11 protein-coding genes are annotated in these 13,921 nt (G+C 55.6%); 5 read left to right on the forward strand and 6 right to left on the reverse strand.

From position 1 onward, the window contains the following. Nucleotides 1-711: 711 nt before the first annotated feature. Nucleotides 712-2,154 carry a M10 family metallopeptidase C-terminal domain-containing protein gene (locus tag RBB44_RS23805; protein WP_306150178.1) on the forward strand — a complete coding sequence of 481 codons (1,443 nt, stop codon included), beginning with the start codon at nt 712-714 and terminating at the stop codon, nt 2,152-2,154. Nucleotides 2,155-2,218: 64 nt separating this feature from the next. On the opposite strand, the gene RBB44_RS23810 is transcribed toward RBB44_RS23805, so the two are convergent. Together RBB44_RS23810 and galU are read right to left on the reverse strand one after the other, a co-directional pair. Beyond that, a complete protein-coding gene (locus RBB44_RS23810; protein ID WP_306150179.1) occupies nt 2,219-2,995 on the reverse strand; it encodes a hypothetical protein in 777 nt (258 codons plus the stop codon). Nucleotides 2,996-3,224: 229 nt separating this feature from the next. Further along, nucleotides 3,225-4,118 carry a UTP--glucose-1-phosphate uridylyltransferase GalU gene (galU, locus tag RBB44_RS23815; RefSeq protein ID WP_306150180.1) on the reverse strand — a complete coding sequence of 298 codons (894 nt, stop codon included), beginning with the start codon at nt 4,116-4,118 and terminating at the stop codon, nt 3,225-3,227. A 709-nt stretch (nt 4,119-4,827) separates the two neighbouring features. Here galU and glmU point away from each other — a divergent pair. The 3 genes from glmU (at nt 4,828) to RBB44_RS23830 (ending at nt 8,546) form a co-directional block, all read left to right on the forward strand. Continuing rightward, nucleotides 4,828-6,183: a bifunctional UDP-N-acetylglucosamine diphosphorylase/glucosamine-1-phosphate N-acetyltransferase GlmU gene (gene glmU, locus RBB44_RS23820; protein WP_306150181.1), complete on the forward strand. Its 1,356-nt coding sequence runs from the start codon at nt 4,828-4,830 to the stop codon at nt 6,181-6,183. A 122-nt stretch (nt 6,184-6,305) separates the two neighbouring features. Beyond that, nucleotides 6,306-8,132 carry a glutamine--fructose-6-phosphate transaminase (isomerizing) gene (glmS, locus tag RBB44_RS23825; protein ID WP_306150182.1) on the forward strand — a complete coding sequence of 609 codons (1,827 nt, stop codon included), beginning with the start codon at nt 6,306-6,308 and terminating at the stop codon, nt 8,130-8,132. A 144-nt stretch (nt 8,133-8,276) separates the two neighbouring features. Then, nucleotides 8,277-8,546 (forward strand): GNAT family N-acetyltransferase, encoded by a 270-nt coding sequence (locus tag RBB44_RS23830; RefSeq protein ID WP_306150183.1) that lies wholly within the window; start codon nt 8,277-8,279, stop codon nt 8,544-8,546. Nucleotides 8,547-8,601: 55 nt separating this feature from the next. Here RBB44_RS23830 and RBB44_RS23835 read toward each other — a convergent pair whose 3' ends face one another. Beyond that, nucleotides 8,602-9,078, reverse strand: coding sequence for an Lrp/AsnC family transcriptional regulator (locus tag RBB44_RS23835; protein WP_306150184.1), 477 nt, complete (start codon nt 9,076-9,078; stop codon nt 8,602-8,604). Nucleotides 9,079-9,218: 140 nt separating this feature from the next. Here RBB44_RS23835 and RBB44_RS23840 point away from each other — a divergent pair, with 140 nt between their 5' ends. Continuing rightward, entirely contained in the window at nt 9,219-10,178 is a 960-nt protein-coding gene (locus tag RBB44_RS23840) for a pyridoxal-phosphate dependent enzyme (protein WP_306150185.1), read from the forward strand. Nucleotides 10,179-10,198: 20 nt separating this feature from the next. Here RBB44_RS23840 and RBB44_RS23845 read toward each other — a convergent pair whose 3' ends face one another. Genes RBB44_RS23845 through RBB44_RS23855 form a run of 3 tightly spaced genes read right to left on the reverse strand, consistent with a single transcriptional unit; the run spans nt 10,199 to nt 13,877 of the window. After that, the gene (locus RBB44_RS23845) at nt 10,199-11,035 is read right to left on the reverse strand and encodes a glycosyltransferase family 2 protein (protein ID WP_306150186.1); all 837 of its coding nucleotides are present in this window, start codon (nt 11,033-11,035) and stop codon (nt 10,199-10,201) included. After that, nucleotides 11,036-11,950, reverse strand: coding sequence for a glycosyltransferase family 2 protein (locus tag RBB44_RS23850; protein ID WP_306150187.1), 915 nt, complete (start codon nt 11,948-11,950; stop codon nt 11,036-11,038). It abuts the gene before it with no gap. Nucleotides 11,951-11,954: 4 nt separating this feature from the next. Continuing rightward, complete coding sequence (locus RBB44_RS23855; RefSeq protein ID WP_306150188.1) at nt 11,955-13,877, reverse strand: hypothetical protein; 1,923 nt, start codon at nt 13,875-13,877, stop codon at nt 11,955-11,957. Nucleotides 13,878-13,921 lie beyond the last annotated feature (44 nt).

The raw sequence follows: 13,921 nt of genomic DNA on the forward strand, positions 1-13,921 counted from the left end.
CCGTTAAGAGAGATCGGCCGTGTTACGCGAAAAAGCTCTGCAAATAAACTTTGGCAAGGGTGCAGGTCGTTGCAGGGGGTGACACGTTTTGAAACGGCTGCTTTAGGATCCGGTTATAATTTGCCCGGCTGACGCGGTTGAGGATGCCATCCCGGTGAAGTGCCCATGGTCCGATATCGGCTCCAGAAGGCCTTTCCAGCGCGGCGTTGATCAAGGGATGGACAGCCGAGACTCCCCCTTCTCCTCCGTCCTGATCATACGGAATTCAGGGCTCGCCGATAGCGCACCGGCCTCAAATTTCCCCGTATTGCCAATGCTATGGGACCACATTGCGCTTCCGGGGAAGGGGCGGCACTCCTGACCACGAACCCAAATTGTAAACCGAGCTTTTACTATTAACTTTCATTTACAATAACAAAATATAAATCTGATTAGAAGAGTTTTAAGTTTATTTTTCCTTAATTCCAAATTCAAAATATATTAACGACAACTTTGGATACAGAATAAAACTGCTTTTTGTTCACTTTTATTTTCTGCCTTCGAGGCATCCTGTCCTCATCAAAAATTAATCAGGAAATCACCTGAAAAACTCTTGAACAGGGACGGGGATTACTTGTCTCCGAATGATGGCGCATGTGTGGATTATGTCACCACCCCGCTTGTGACGGCCTCGATCATTTTCGAGCGTCTTCTGGGGATGAAAGCAATGCCTTGGCTACAGGCGCGAATACACCGATTGACCAAATCATCACTCAGCTGAACCGGGGTGACGCATCCTGGAATACCAGCTTCCCAGTAACCTATTCTTTCGCGAGCGTGGTTCCGAATTACGCATTTGGGGAAGATGAGTATCTCGGATTTCACTCATTTAATGAGAAGCAGGAGGTCATCGCACGGCTTGCCGTGTCGACATGGGGCGATGTCGCCGACATCTCGTTTGTCGAGACCTATCCGGGGACTGGTATCATAAGTTTTGCCAATTCTTCGACACTGGCAAAGTACTCTGCTGCACATGCTTATTTGCCGACAGAGGGCAGTTGGGGCGGCGATGTCTGGGTCAATAGCGCCTGGGGTTTCAACACCAACCCTCAGATCGGCGACTATGGTTTCAAGGTGATTGTCCACGAGATCGGACATGCCATCGGGCAGCCGCATCCGGGCGATTACAACGCCGGTTCTACGCGTCTGTCTTATGAAAACAACGCCGCCTACACTGAAGACAGCCAACAGTACTCCATCATGTCCTACTGGGATGAGGAGAATACGGGCGCTGATTTTGGTGACTATTACGCACAAACGCCGATGCTCCATGACATCGCGGCGATCCAGGCGAAGTATGGCGCCAACATGACCACACGGACGGACGACACCGTCTACGGGTTCAATTCAAATACAGACTCTGAGCTTTTCGACTTCACCAAGAACGAAAACCCGGTTCTCTCGATTTGGGATGCGGGCGGTGAAGACACCCTGGATTTCAGCGGCTTCGCAGGGAATGTTGTGCTCGACCTCAATCCAGGCGCTTTTTCAAGCGCCGCCGGCATGGTGAACAACATCTCGATCGCTTATGGCGCGGACATCGAAAACGCGGTGACCGGCGCGGGCAACGACACAATTGTCGGCAACATGCTGGACAACGTGGTGGATGCCGGTGGTGGTGCTGATACGTTTGTAGTCAATCTCGACTGGGCGGATGCTGAAATCTATGTTTTCGACACGCGGCCCATCCTGGTTCACAGCGACCATGGAATTGATCAGCTCAAAAGTGTGGAGACCATTTCGTTCGATGACTTGAATTTGGATGTTGCAAGTTATCAAACAGTTTCACTACTGGAATATGCTGCTAGCTATACAGATGTTGCTGCAGCCTTTGGTACAAATGAGGATTTGCTCTATCAGCACTTTGTCGAGCACGGGCTGAGCGAAGGGCGGACCATCGATTTCTCCGCAATGGCATACATAGCCTCTCATCAGGACCTGATTGAGGTCTTTGGTACGGATGCGGAGGCCGGCGCTCTGCATTTCCTTGAGTTTGGGTTGGCTGAAGGCCGCTCGATCACCTTTGATGAAACAGCCTTCCTGGATGCAAATCCGGAGCTGATCGATATTCACGGCACCAATTTGAATGCCGCGCAGCTTTACATCGAGATGTAAGAGTAAAAGGCTTCCAAAACTTGGTCGGGTGAACGGAAACACCTTAACCCGACCAAGGGTGTCTCTAGACCAGCGGAAGGGGCATGAATTCGATGGCGCTCGGATCACTAACCCCGATGAGCGTCACGGAAGAGCCATCAGAAAACGCGATGGACGTATCGTTGCCGGTCACCGCAACATCGGCAAGGTTTATGAGATCTTCGTAGCTTCCAATGCCAAGAGACGTCATGCGCAAGATATCTTCGGAGACGTTGAAATCCTGGATGATGTCCTCGCCGAAGCCTGAACCAAAGCCGAAGATGTCCTGCCCGTCTCCGCCAGTCAACGTATCGTTGCCCGCCCCACCGACCAAGACATCGTCGTTGTTGCCGCCGATCAATTGATCCGCCCCGTCCGTGCCAAGAAGCAGAAGAACGGCATCGAGTTCCGAGGCTGTCTCACCGATGGGGATGTCTGAGGCGGTTTCTCCAACACTCGAGGGTGAGCGCCCTTCTCCCATGCCATGACATAAAAAATGGAAAAACGGTTTCATGCTGGATGCTGCAACATCCGGATTTTCGGCGAGATAATACTCTGCATCGAACAGGTCTGTCGGGACCCGCCCTTCATAGAGCCCATGTTCCAAGAAATGCGTCAGAGCCGAGACACCCGCAGCAGCCACATCCGGGTTTTGGGCGAGGTAGTAGCTGGCATTGAAAAACGGTCCGGGGTCCCTGCCCTCACCCAGTCCGATCAGAACGAAGTGTTGCCAGGCTTCAAGGCCGGACTGCACGGCATCCGGATTATTTTGAAGATAGTGATCGGCATCAAAGAGACGCTGAACAAGCTCTAAGGTGTCCATTCCAAACTCCGCCAAGTTGGAAACTGCGCTGCCCGCAGGACTTTGGCCTCGACCCACGGATGCGCTTCTCTACAACCATAGCAATTATTTTAAGAAAGTCTTAACCAAAGTAGAATCGTGGTTAATGGCGGTGCGGTGGTCAGGAACTCGGACGCGCCTGTGCGAGTTCCTATCGCATCTACCAAACCGCCATCGAACCATAGGCGCGCCTGTCTTCAGATTGGGGCGCCTACTCTGCCGCAGCTGGTTGGTCGATCATCTCCCGCATGAACGGCAGGATTTCACTGGCGAGTTTCGGATCGTCAAGACCAAACACAATGTTTGCGCTCAAGAACCCGGCCTTGGAGCCACAGTCGAAACTCCGGCCTTCGAACTTGATCGACGAGAACGGCTGCGTCTCCATCAGCTTCAGCATGCTGTCCGTCAGCTGGATCTCGCCGCCCGCACCGGTATCTTGTTTTGACAACAGCTCGAAGATTTGCGGCTGCAGAATATAACGCCCCGTGATCATCAAATTTGACGGGGCAGTTCCGGGGGCCGGCTTTTCAACCATGTTGGAAATGTGCGCTGCGTTTTCGTTTATCTTTTCAGCGAGCTCCACAATGCCGTAGTTCTGGGTCTGATCGTCCGGCACTTCCTCGACCGCAAGGACGTTGCCACCGGTTCCATTATAAAGGTCGACCATCTGTTTCAAGCAGCTGACTTTCGACTTGATGATCACGTCCGGCAAAAGAATCGCGAATGGTTCATCGCCGATGATGTCGCGTGCGCACCAGATGGCATGACCAAGACCCAACGGGGCTTGTTGGCGGGTGAAGCTGGTTGAGCCAGGAATAGGGCGATGTTTTTCAAGGAGGTCCAAAGCCGCTGTCTTGTTCCGGGCTTTCAGGGTGTCTTCAAGTTCATAGGCCACGTCGAAGTGGTCTTCGATCACCTGTTTGTTGCGACCGGTGACGAATACGATGTGCTCAATGCCAGCAGCCCGTGCTTCGTCCACCACATACTGAATAATCGGCCTGTCGACGATCGTCAGCATTTCCTTCGGTACAGCTTTTGTTGCCGGCAAAAAGCGGGTTCCGAGACCGGCAACGGGAAGGATGGCTTTGCGGATCGGTTTGGTCATGCCTGAAACTCCAAATCAAAAACTGCAAAAAGGGAAACGCGGGCGCACCTCAAAATACTCTTCACCCCAAAATCACATATGGAAATCGTTCTACGGTCAGCCTATCGCATGAAAAATTCTTAGCATCAATGGGTTAGCCTGCATGGAGTTTGGCTTTATGAGCGAACGCGACGGGTGAAGCGGAAACGAGGTCTTTTAGGTTTCAATTCGACCACACGATCAAGTTCGCGTTTCAGGAAAGTTCCGTTAGTCCCGATGGCGGATTGCTGTTGCATTTAGAGCTGGTTGATGCCCTTAGTCTACCCGACATGGCGGCTTAGATGATGGTTGAACCGCGCTCCGGCAAGAATGTTCAGCACCAGATTGGCGGCTACCAGCGGCAGTCAGTCTTTTAACAACTGAAGGTCTGGGAGGATGTGAACAACGCCGACCAGCTTCGTTCTGATCCTTTGATTTGGCAGGTCATTGGCGACAAGGCGGTGAAGTTCAGTGCCGCACCGGTTTTTCGGCCCTGGCCGCCTGCAACTGTCCTGTTCCCCGATTCTCGCTTCGAATCCTTCGAAAGGTAGTTCATTTGGCGCTGAATATGGTTAATGAAACGGTAATATGCACTGTAGGCCGTTCAGATCTTTCAATGTTCTGTGGATCGGGGCATATAGGGGCCAAAGTGACTGGGCGCGCCGCCCAAGTTGAGTGAATTGAGGCGTTTATGACATTGCGAAGCTGCCATTCCGTGGTGCTGGCTGCCGGGCTTGGGACCCGCATGAAATCTGACTTGCCAAAGGTGATGCATCCAGTTGGCGGCTTGCCGATTGTCGGCCATGTTCTGAAGGTCCTCAGCCAAACCGGCTCGAGCCGACTGTCTGTTGTGACCGGTCCAGACATGCCGGAACTTGAAAAACTCGTTGGCAAACTGGCCCCCGTAGCGCGGTGTTTTGTGCAGTCGGATCGCCTTGGCACAGCCCATGCGGCACTTGCCGCTTCCACTGCCTTGGAGGAAGCCGCCGACGATGTTTTGGTGCTTCTTGGAGATGCTCCGCTCGTCACGTCGGAAACAATTAGCAACGTTCGCCAATCGTTATCTCAAGGTGCAGACCTGGTTGTAGTCGGATTTGAGGCTGAGAATCCGTTTGGGTACGGCCGGATGCTCATGAAAGATGGGCGGCTTTTGGCTATCCGGGAAGAAAAGGAAGCCAGCGAGGAAGAGCAGAAAATTACCTTCTGTAACTCCGGTATCATGGGCTTTGCTGGCCGACATGCACTCGAATTAATGCGCGCGATTGGCAATGACAATGCCAAGGGTGAATTCTACCTGACCGATGCGGTTGAAGTCGCCAATGCCAAAGGTTTGAAGGTCGTCGCTGTTGCAGGGACGGAAGCGGAAACCCAGGGCATCAATACACGGTCCCAGCTTGCCGCTTGCGAGGCTGATTTTCAGGATCGAAAGCGCATGGAGGTCCTGGAGAACGGTGCCACGCTTCTTGCGCCCGAAACAGTCTTCTTTTCCCACGACACGGTTATTGAACCAGACGTCATCGTTGAACAAAATGTTGTTTTCGGACCCGGTGTGACAGTCCGATCCGGAGCACAAATCCGGGCATTCAGTCATTTGGAAGGCGCTGAGGTCGGAAGCGGTGCCGTTGTTGGACCTTACGCGCGTTTGCGACCCGGCACGGTGCTTGGAAAAGATGTGCGGGTGGGCAATTTCGTTGAAGCCAAGAACGCAAAATTTGGAGACGGGGCCAAAGCCAATCATCTCAGCTATGTCGGTGATGCAAGCATAGGCGCGGCAACCAACATCGGGGCAGGGACGATTACCTGCAACTACGATGGCTTTTTGAAGCACCGGACCGAGATTGGGGCCGGCTCGTTTGTTGGTTCGAACTCTACCCTTGTTGCGCCAGTCACGCTTGGCGATGGCGCATTTGTTGCGGCGGGTAGCGTCATTACAAAAGACGTTGGCGCTGACGCAATGGCCTTCGGACGGACCCGCCAGCAATCCAAGGACGGGATGGCAAAGGTTCTCAGGGACAAACTGAAAAAGGCGAAAGATCAGAAGTCCTGACAGGGTGCCCAGCGGACCCGGCTTGTCACTTTCTGAAATAAGCTTTGATTTCAATTTGCCACGCCGCCTCGTCTAAACCGGGGCGGACGATTTGGTTTGGGTAATGTGAGGAACATAACTGCATGTGCGGGATTGTTGGCATTTTGGGCGGGGTTGCAGCGGCGCCGAGGCTTGTGGATTCGCTCAAGAGGCTGGAATACCGCGGTTATGATTCTGCGGGCGTTGCAACGCTCGTCGGCGGTGAACTTCAGCGCCGCCGTGCGGAAGGAAAGCTGCGTAACCTCGAAGCCGCACTTGAAAAGACACCGCTGGAAGGCTCCAGTGGCATTGGTCATACGCGTTGGGCGACGCATGGGGCACCGACGGTTGGCAACGCCCATCCGCATCAGGCAGGCAGCGTTGCGGTTGTCCATAACGGCATCATCGAAAATTATCTCGACCTGCGCGATGAGATCACCGCGGCCGGTGCGGTCCTCGACACGGAGACCGACACGGAAGTCGTTGCGCATCTTTTGAATTTTGAGATCGCAAGGGGGTTTTCGCCGAAGGACGCGGTTGCCGCAGTCCTTCCCCGTCTCAATGGAGCGTTCGCACTCGCCATTCTGTTCGCTGGTGAAGACGATCTTCTGATTGGTGCCCGCAAGGGATCACCGCTGGCTGTTGGTCATGGTGACGGTGAAATGTTCCTCGGATCTGACGCAATTGCCCTGTCACCGTTTACCGACCGGATCACATATCTGGATGAGGGCGACTGGGCTGTCCTGACCCGGACGTCCTGCGAGATTTTTGATGCCGCCAATCAACCCGTGTCACGGCCGGAGGCGCGCTCATCTGTCACCGCTGCTCTGATGGACAAGGGCAACTACAAGCACTTCATGGCCAAGGAAATCCATGAGCAGCCGGAAGTGCTCGGTCACACCTTGTCCCGGTATCTGGATTATGGCGCGCAGTCTGCCAAGGTGGCGGGCGCTGACAAGATGAAGTTCAAGGACCTGTCCCGTCTGGTCATTTCCGCTTGCGGCACGGCGTATCTCGCCGGTCTTGTTTCCAAATACTGGTTTGAAAAATACGCAAGGCTTCCGGTCGACATCGATATTGCGAGCGAATTCCGCTACCGCGAAACGCCAATGAGCGACAAAGACAGTGCGCTGTTCATTTCCCAATCCGGAGAGACAGCCGATACGCTCGCCTCGCTCCGGTATTGCAAGGAGCAGGGGGCTGCCATCGGCGCTGTCGTCAATGTGCCGGAAAGCACGATTGCCCGTGAAGCAGATGTGGTGTTTCAGACGATCGCGGGTCCCGAAATTGGCGTTGCCTCAACGAAGGCGTTCACTTGCCAGCTGGCTGTCCTGGCCGCACTTGCCCTGCAGGCCGGCCGGGAACGCGGGGTGTTGACTGTCGAAGACGAGAAAAAACTTGTGGCGGAGCTCACCGAAGTTCCAAGCCTTGCGCTGAAGGCGCTTGCCAGCGAACAGGCGATCGAAATACTGTCTCAACCGCTGTCCCAGGCAACAAACGCGTTGTATCTCGGCCGGTCGACCAGCTTCCCGCTCGCACTCGAAGGCGCTCTGAAGCTAAAAGAACTCTCCTACATCCACGCGGAGGGTTATGCGGCTGGTGAACTGAAGCACGGTCCCATCGCGCTGATCGACGAGAACATTCCCGTTTTCGTTATCGCGCCCTATGATGGAATTTTTGAGAAGACCGTCTCGAATATGCAGGAAGTGGCCGCCCGTGGAGGCCGCATTATTCTCATTACCGATGAAAAGGGCGCCGCAGAAAGCGGAAACGCTGCGCAGGACACAGTTATTCTACCGGAAATGTCGGATATCGTTGCGCCGATCATCTACGCCCTGCCGGTTCAGATGATTGCGTATCATACGGCCGTTTTCATGGGCACTGATGTCGATCAGCCGCGCAACCTTGCCAAGTCGGTCACGGTTGAATGATGGAACACACGACTTCAAACCTCACAATTGAAATTTTTTGAACGAAAGTACCGCCAGCAGGTAATTGCGCTTTGGGAAAAGTGCGGTTTGACCCGCCCGTCGAACAACCCGGACACGGGCATCAACTGAAAACTGACCGACACTATGGGCGGATTCTTTCTGGCCCTGAACGGGGACACGGTCGTTGGCTGCGTCATTACGGGATATGACGGCCACCGCGGATCAATTTCTTATCTGGGTGTGGATCTGGATCGCCAAGTCTCTGGGGTAGGCCGGCTAATGACGGACCATTCCGAGCAGTTTCTGTTCGGTCTTGGCTGTCCGAAGATCAATCTCCTGGTGCGCACCGGAAATGAACCCGTTTTGGCTTTTTATGAAAAGGTCATGGGCGCGCCGTCTCCCGAAAATAGATAGTGTAGCGTAGCTTTCCAATCAGCGGCGCTTTTTCGTGTTTGTCTGCGGACGGTGATCACTCTCGACTGCTGATATCCAATGGTACGTTCAGACCGATCTTTTTGCGGCCCATGACGACGGAGGTGCGGAAGCGGCGGACATTGGCATTTTGGAAGAACAGCCGGTGGGTCAGCGCTTCGAATTCGGCCATGTCCTTGGCAATGCAGATCAGGCAGAAATCAGCTTCGCCGGTGACGTAATAACATTGCTGGACTTGCGGCTCCTGCCGCGCCCGCTTGACGAAATCATCGATCTGGTCGAGCCGCTCGCGCTCCAATTCCACCATGATGATGAAGGTCATGGCCTGGCCGAGTTTGGCCCCGTCCAGAAGGGCCACCTCCCGCAGAATAAATCCCCCTTCCCTCAGCGCTTTCAACCGCCGCTGCACCGAGGCAATCGAGACGCCGCTCACGTGCGCCAGCTGTTCGAGGCCGGTACGGGCGTTGTCCTGCAAAGCGCTGAGGATCGAAATGTCTACCTGATCGAGCTTCATGGCGTCTCTTTTGGTCTGGATGCGGGAATATTTCTCATGAAACGCTAGTCTTGCGAGGCGTTTCTATCAAGCAGATCAGCTATCTTTGTGAAATGCAGACTTTATCGACCCGACTTGACCATAAACGCGCGGCCCGCCTGATGCCCCTTTGGGCCGATCCGGCTCCGACCCCGCTTCTGGAGCGGACCTATGCCCCGTGGACTGTCCTTATCAAGGACGAAACCGCACGCATGGGGCTCGGGGCGTTCAAGGCGCTTGGCGGGATCTACGCCGTCGCCAACCTGTGCCTTGGGTCTGATGCTCCACGGGATGTGTCCCTTGAGACCATCTGCGCCGCGGCGAAGGGAAAGATGTTTGTTTGTGCAAGTGCCGGCAATCACGGCATGGCTGTTGCCAGAGGCGCGAAGATATTTGGTGCAGCCGCGCGCATCCATTTGTCAGATACGGTGCCTGACAGTTTCGTGGCTCGGCTGGAAGCGGAAGGCGCAACGGTCATCCGCTCAGGTGCGACCTATGAGGAGAACATTGAAGCCGCGATCGAAGACGCGGATTCGCATGGATTTATCCATCTCGCCGATGGGTCCTGGCCAGGATACACAGAACCGCCGCGGCTGGTGATGGAAGGCTATACGGTTCTTGCGGAAGAAATGCGGGCCGTCTTTGAGGAAACTGGCGGCTGGCCGACCCATGTCTTTTTGCAAGCAGGAGTTGGCGGCATGGCCGCGGCCGTTGCCCAGATGATCCGAAAAAACTGGGCCGTGCAGCCTAAGATCATTGTTGTCGAACCGGAGGCCGCGCCATGCTTGGATGAAGCGGTGAAGGCCGGGCGGGTGGTTGACGTGATCGGGCCGGTTTCAAACATGGGGCGTCTTGATTGCAAGACCGCGTCGATGCTGGCGTTTGAGATCCTTCAAGAGACAGCCGACACTTATATCCAGATCTCTGATGAAGAAGCGCAAACGGCTGCCGATGTTCTTGCAAAGCTAGACGTTCCGAAAACAACGCCATCGGGAGCCGCGGGATTTGCAGCTCTCCGACAAATGGCCCTTTCGGTCTCTGCGAGGCCACTGATTGTGGTCTCCGAAGGGGCTGTGACGTAAGCGCTTTGGGGCGCTGATTATCAGAAAAGCTTGAAACCGTTAAGTCTGTAGAAGAGAAGAGCGGATTTGGCAAAGAGTTTGATGTGCGTCAGCCCTTTGCGCGCCGCGTGGCCGCCTTCGTGGACGATCCGGACTGCAGGCACATAGGCGGTCCGGGTGACTTTCCCGGCGCGCAGGGCGAGATCAAAATCTTCGAAATAGAGAAAGAAGCGCGGATCAAATCCGCCAAGCTGCCGGTAAGTCTCGCCCCGGAACAGCATAAAACATCCGCTGACGATCGGCGGGTCCCAGAAAACGTCTTCGCCTGTTTCTTCGCTCATTTCATAGCGGGCGAGCCGGTCTGAAAATAGGTTTTTCAAGAAAGCCGGCGCAAAGCCGCGCAAGAGAAGGTCGAACAGCGCTGGGTACCGCTTGCACAGATACTGTCGGGTGCCGTCCGGCCAGCAGGCGTGCGGTGTGATCAGGCCGCAGTCCGTATGCTCTTCCAGGAACTTCAATCCGTTCACCAAAGCCTCTTCGGCCATTTCGATGTCCGGATTGAGCACGAGATGAAACGTGCCGGTCTCGCTGAGCGCCAGATTGTGCGCGCGGCCGAAGCCGATATTGCCGTGTCCTTGCCGGAGATCAAAGGCGAACCCGTTGAGGTGTGCGGCCAGCAGCAGCGCGATCCCGTCCGTGTCGCAGTTCTGGATGACGAAGACCTTGCAGCGGGAGGCATCCAATCGTCTCATTGCGTTGGAAAGGCTTTGAAGCGTTGCTGCAAGAACCTTCAGATCTGGCCGGTAAATAACCAGGGACACCGTCAGCAGCGGGTTTTCCCCGCCCGCCGGATCCAGCGCTCCGCTCTCCCCTGTCATTTAGACCCGGCCCATCCGGCCGCGGACACCGTCCCAAATGCCGGACAGCATCATGCGCGAATGGGTCCAGCGTTTGGGTGCGGCAAGCGTGAAGAACACGAGTCGGTAGGCCATGCGGAATAAGAGGATCGGCGTCCAGATATGCGGCAGCCAGGATTGGCGGATCAGCCAGACCGCATTGCGCTGCTGGTAGTAATGCCGGACCGCGCTGTGCACCGGAACGCGCCGCCACAGGAATTGGATATGATCGTCGCCGAGCGCGTGTTCCATGTGGGCGTCGAATACGCCGTAACTAATGTAGCCCATCTCGCGGGCCCGCAAACCCCACTCGATGTCGACATAATCGATGAAAAGTTCATCGACCATATCGCCGACCTGATCGAACACCGTCATCGGCGTCAGGCTACCGGAGGCAATCAGGTAGTCCGTCTCGACGATCGTTTCCTTGCCCGTGTTGACGCGGTGCTTCAGCCGCAGCCCCTTGCGGTAGGGAAAGCAGCCGGTATCGCCTTTGCGCGGGTCGATGTAGTTCGCGCCGACCGCCGCAACGGTCTTGCCGTCCGTGCGCAGCTTCAGTTCCGCCGCGATCAGCTTGGCCACCATGTCCGGGGCCGGCAGGCTGTCCTGATCGAGCAGCAGAACAGAATCCGCATCGCGCTCGCGGGCCATGGCAATCCCGACATTTTGTGCATGGGCAATGCCGAAATTGTCACCGAGAAGTTTGAGTGTTGCGTTGAAGTTGGTTGCCAGTGCGCTCAGGTCGGTGGCCGATCCGTTGTCGACAATCACCAGATCGTCCACCTGCGGGGCAATCCGCTCCAGCATGGCTGTGAGGGGCCCAAGATCAGGCTGGTATGTGACAACAACACCGCAGACCCGGGACAGGGCCCCGGGCACAGGAGACGTCTCAGTCATGAAATCAGGCCATGCCGTAATCAAGGAAGTCTTGATAGCTGCCGACCGTGGAAATCACGTGGCCCTCGTCCGTGATCCAGCTGCGGGCATAGGTGTGGCTCGCAGAGTTGCCAATCGCCGACATGTCAATGATCACGAGCTCTGTCTGGAAATGCACGATCTCGATCGAATCGTTGTTGTGAATGAAGCTGGTGATGAAGTTGGTGACACGCTGGTCGTAGTCCAGGATCTCGGCACCGACCACAGAGACTGACGGAGCCTCGGGGAGTGAGGGCATATCCACGCCAGAAGACGGTGTGCTGCCGATGGTGTCCGAACCGTCGTCTCCTGAACCAAGCTCCTTCGAGCCCAGATTTATTCCAGATACAGCCGCCAGGTCGGTGTCCAGATCTGGACCTTCCGAAACCACACTGGTTGCAACGTCCAGCTGGTCGAGGATTTGTTCGAAACCGTCCCAGTCGAGTGTGGTGGAGACCATTGCCGAGCCGAACGCGGAGCCCGAGCTCAGCGTGTCCAGAACTTCAGCGACAACAAATTTGTCTTCGCTCGCCGGTTCGGAGCTTGCCTGCTGCTTGCTCTCTTCCTTGGAGGCCGCTGGCGTCGTTGCTTCGTCCGCCACTTTTTTCGCTGGTGCTGATGCCTTCTCCTTGGTTTCGGATTGCACTTCGGCCGCGTGCCCTGCGGGCTGGTGCTTCTCGCCCATGTTTGCTTGGACTGTAGCACCGTCCTCCGCTGCAACCTCAGCCTGGCCATCAAACGCAACAGTCAAATCGGAATTCAGATCCGCAAGATGGAGTTCGTAGTCGACGATCTCGGCGGTTTGCAGATCCAGCTCGCCGTTGAGATCGGCGAGGACCACTGGCCCGGCTTCCGCTGACGCGCTGATTTCAACGGCATGTTGGTCACCGTTCAGGCGGACGGTCTCAATGCCGGTCTCGGCGAGTTGGCGCAAAGCTGAATGCAGGCCAGCAATTGAAAATCCGGTTTCGCCCTCAGTTTCAACGATCTCGGATTTGTTCTGGCCATAAAACCCGAAGCTGAAGGCGATGATGGCAAGGCTCGCCGAAACGGCCTGTGCTGCCGGAGACGCGGATGCGATCATTGCACTGAAGCTTGAGACCAGACGGTCGGAACCTGATCGGTCCGCATCCGCAAAACTGACTGCCGTCTGTGCGGTTGGGTTGGCAACAGCAGTCTTTACCTTGGCAAGATCCGGTGCGGTGCCATCGATGTCTGTTGCTTCTATGTCTCCTGTGCCCGTATCGCTCTGATCCATCATCAAAAGCTTATCGACTGGGAGAATCATGTCCTCAGCAAGATCGCTGGCCGCTTCTGTCGCGCTGGCAATGTCGTCGGAGGCGAGATAGAGCGTCCAGATCAGGGCTGCGAGCAGGATCGACGGATGCAGATGAACGCTTTTGTCGCGCAGCATCTTCGGACGGAAGCTGACAACGTTGCTGTCGTCGTCGGGCGCACGCAGGGCGGCGAGCTGCTTAACGAATGTGTCGATGAGGGTCGCGAAATCCGGACCTTCCAGAAGCCCGGACAAGCCCGGGCTGTCGAGAAGATAGCGCCCATCGGCGCGCGCCAGATGAACAAAGACGTCGCCGTCTTCCCGGCAAAACACGAACCAGGGATCATTCTCGTCGGTCACGCCCCGTCCGGTGGACATCTTAATGCCCGCCTGAACCAGCAGCGATTCGACACGATAGAGATCTGCCAGTTCCTGGTTGGTCCAGTCACCTTCCGGGAAATTGTCTGCCGTTTCCGAAGGGCTGACCACAACCGTCCCGTCCAAGGTGCTGCTGATCTGCGGCACTGGCATGACTTGTAGGTCCTGACAGGATGCTGCGCCCTCGAGATTTAGGCGGGACGTGTCGACGGTTGTTGACTGGATTTTGCCCGGGAAGGCAATGATTTCGACCATATGGTTGTCTCTATCCGTAATTTCGGCCGCACCCTACCGTTTCA

Source organism: Roseibium sp. MMSF_3247, from assembly GCF_030733765.1.
Taxonomy (GTDB): Bacteria; Pseudomonadota; Alphaproteobacteria; order Rhizobiales; family Stappiaceae; genus Roseibium.

What these genes read in the sequence shown, in the direction of transcription:
- glmU (WP_306150181.1), top strand. Translation starts at nt 4,828, where the DNA reads ATGACATTGCGAAGCTGCCATTCCGTGGTGCTGGCTGCCGGGCTTGGG.
- glmS (WP_306150182.1), top strand. Translation starts at nt 6,306, where the DNA reads ATGTGCGGGATTGTTGGCATTTTGGGCGGGGTTGCAGCGGCGCCGAGG.
- galU (WP_306150180.1), bottom strand. Translation starts at nt 4,118, where the DNA reads ATGACCAAACCGATCCGCAAAGCCATCCTTCCCGTTGCCGGTCTCGGA.
- RBB44_RS23835 (WP_306150184.1), bottom strand. Translation starts at nt 9,078, where the DNA reads ATGAAGCTCGATCAGGTAGACATTTCGATCCTCAGCGCTTTGCAGGAC.
- RBB44_RS23840 (WP_306150185.1), top strand. Translation starts at nt 9,219, where the DNA reads ATGCCCCTTTGGGCCGATCCGGCTCCGACCCCGCTTCTGGAGCGGACC.
- RBB44_RS23810 (WP_306150179.1), bottom strand. Translation starts at nt 2,995, where the DNA reads ATGGACACCTTAGAGCTTGTTCAGCGTCTCTTTGATGCCGATCACTAT.
- RBB44_RS23850 (WP_306150187.1), bottom strand. Translation starts at nt 11,950, where the DNA reads ATGACTGAGACGTCTCCTGTGCCCGGGGCCCTGTCCCGGGTCTGCGGT.
- RBB44_RS23830 (WP_306150183.1), top strand. Translation starts at nt 8,277, where the DNA reads ATGGGCGGATTCTTTCTGGCCCTGAACGGGGACACGGTCGTTGGCTGC.
- RBB44_RS23855 (WP_306150188.1), bottom strand. Translation starts at nt 13,877, where the DNA reads ATGGTCGAAATCATTGCCTTCCCGGGCAAAATCCAGTCAACAACCGTC.
- RBB44_RS23845 (WP_306150186.1), bottom strand. Translation starts at nt 11,035, where the DNA reads ATGACAGGGGAGAGCGGAGCGCTGGATCCGGCGGGCGGGGAAAACCCG.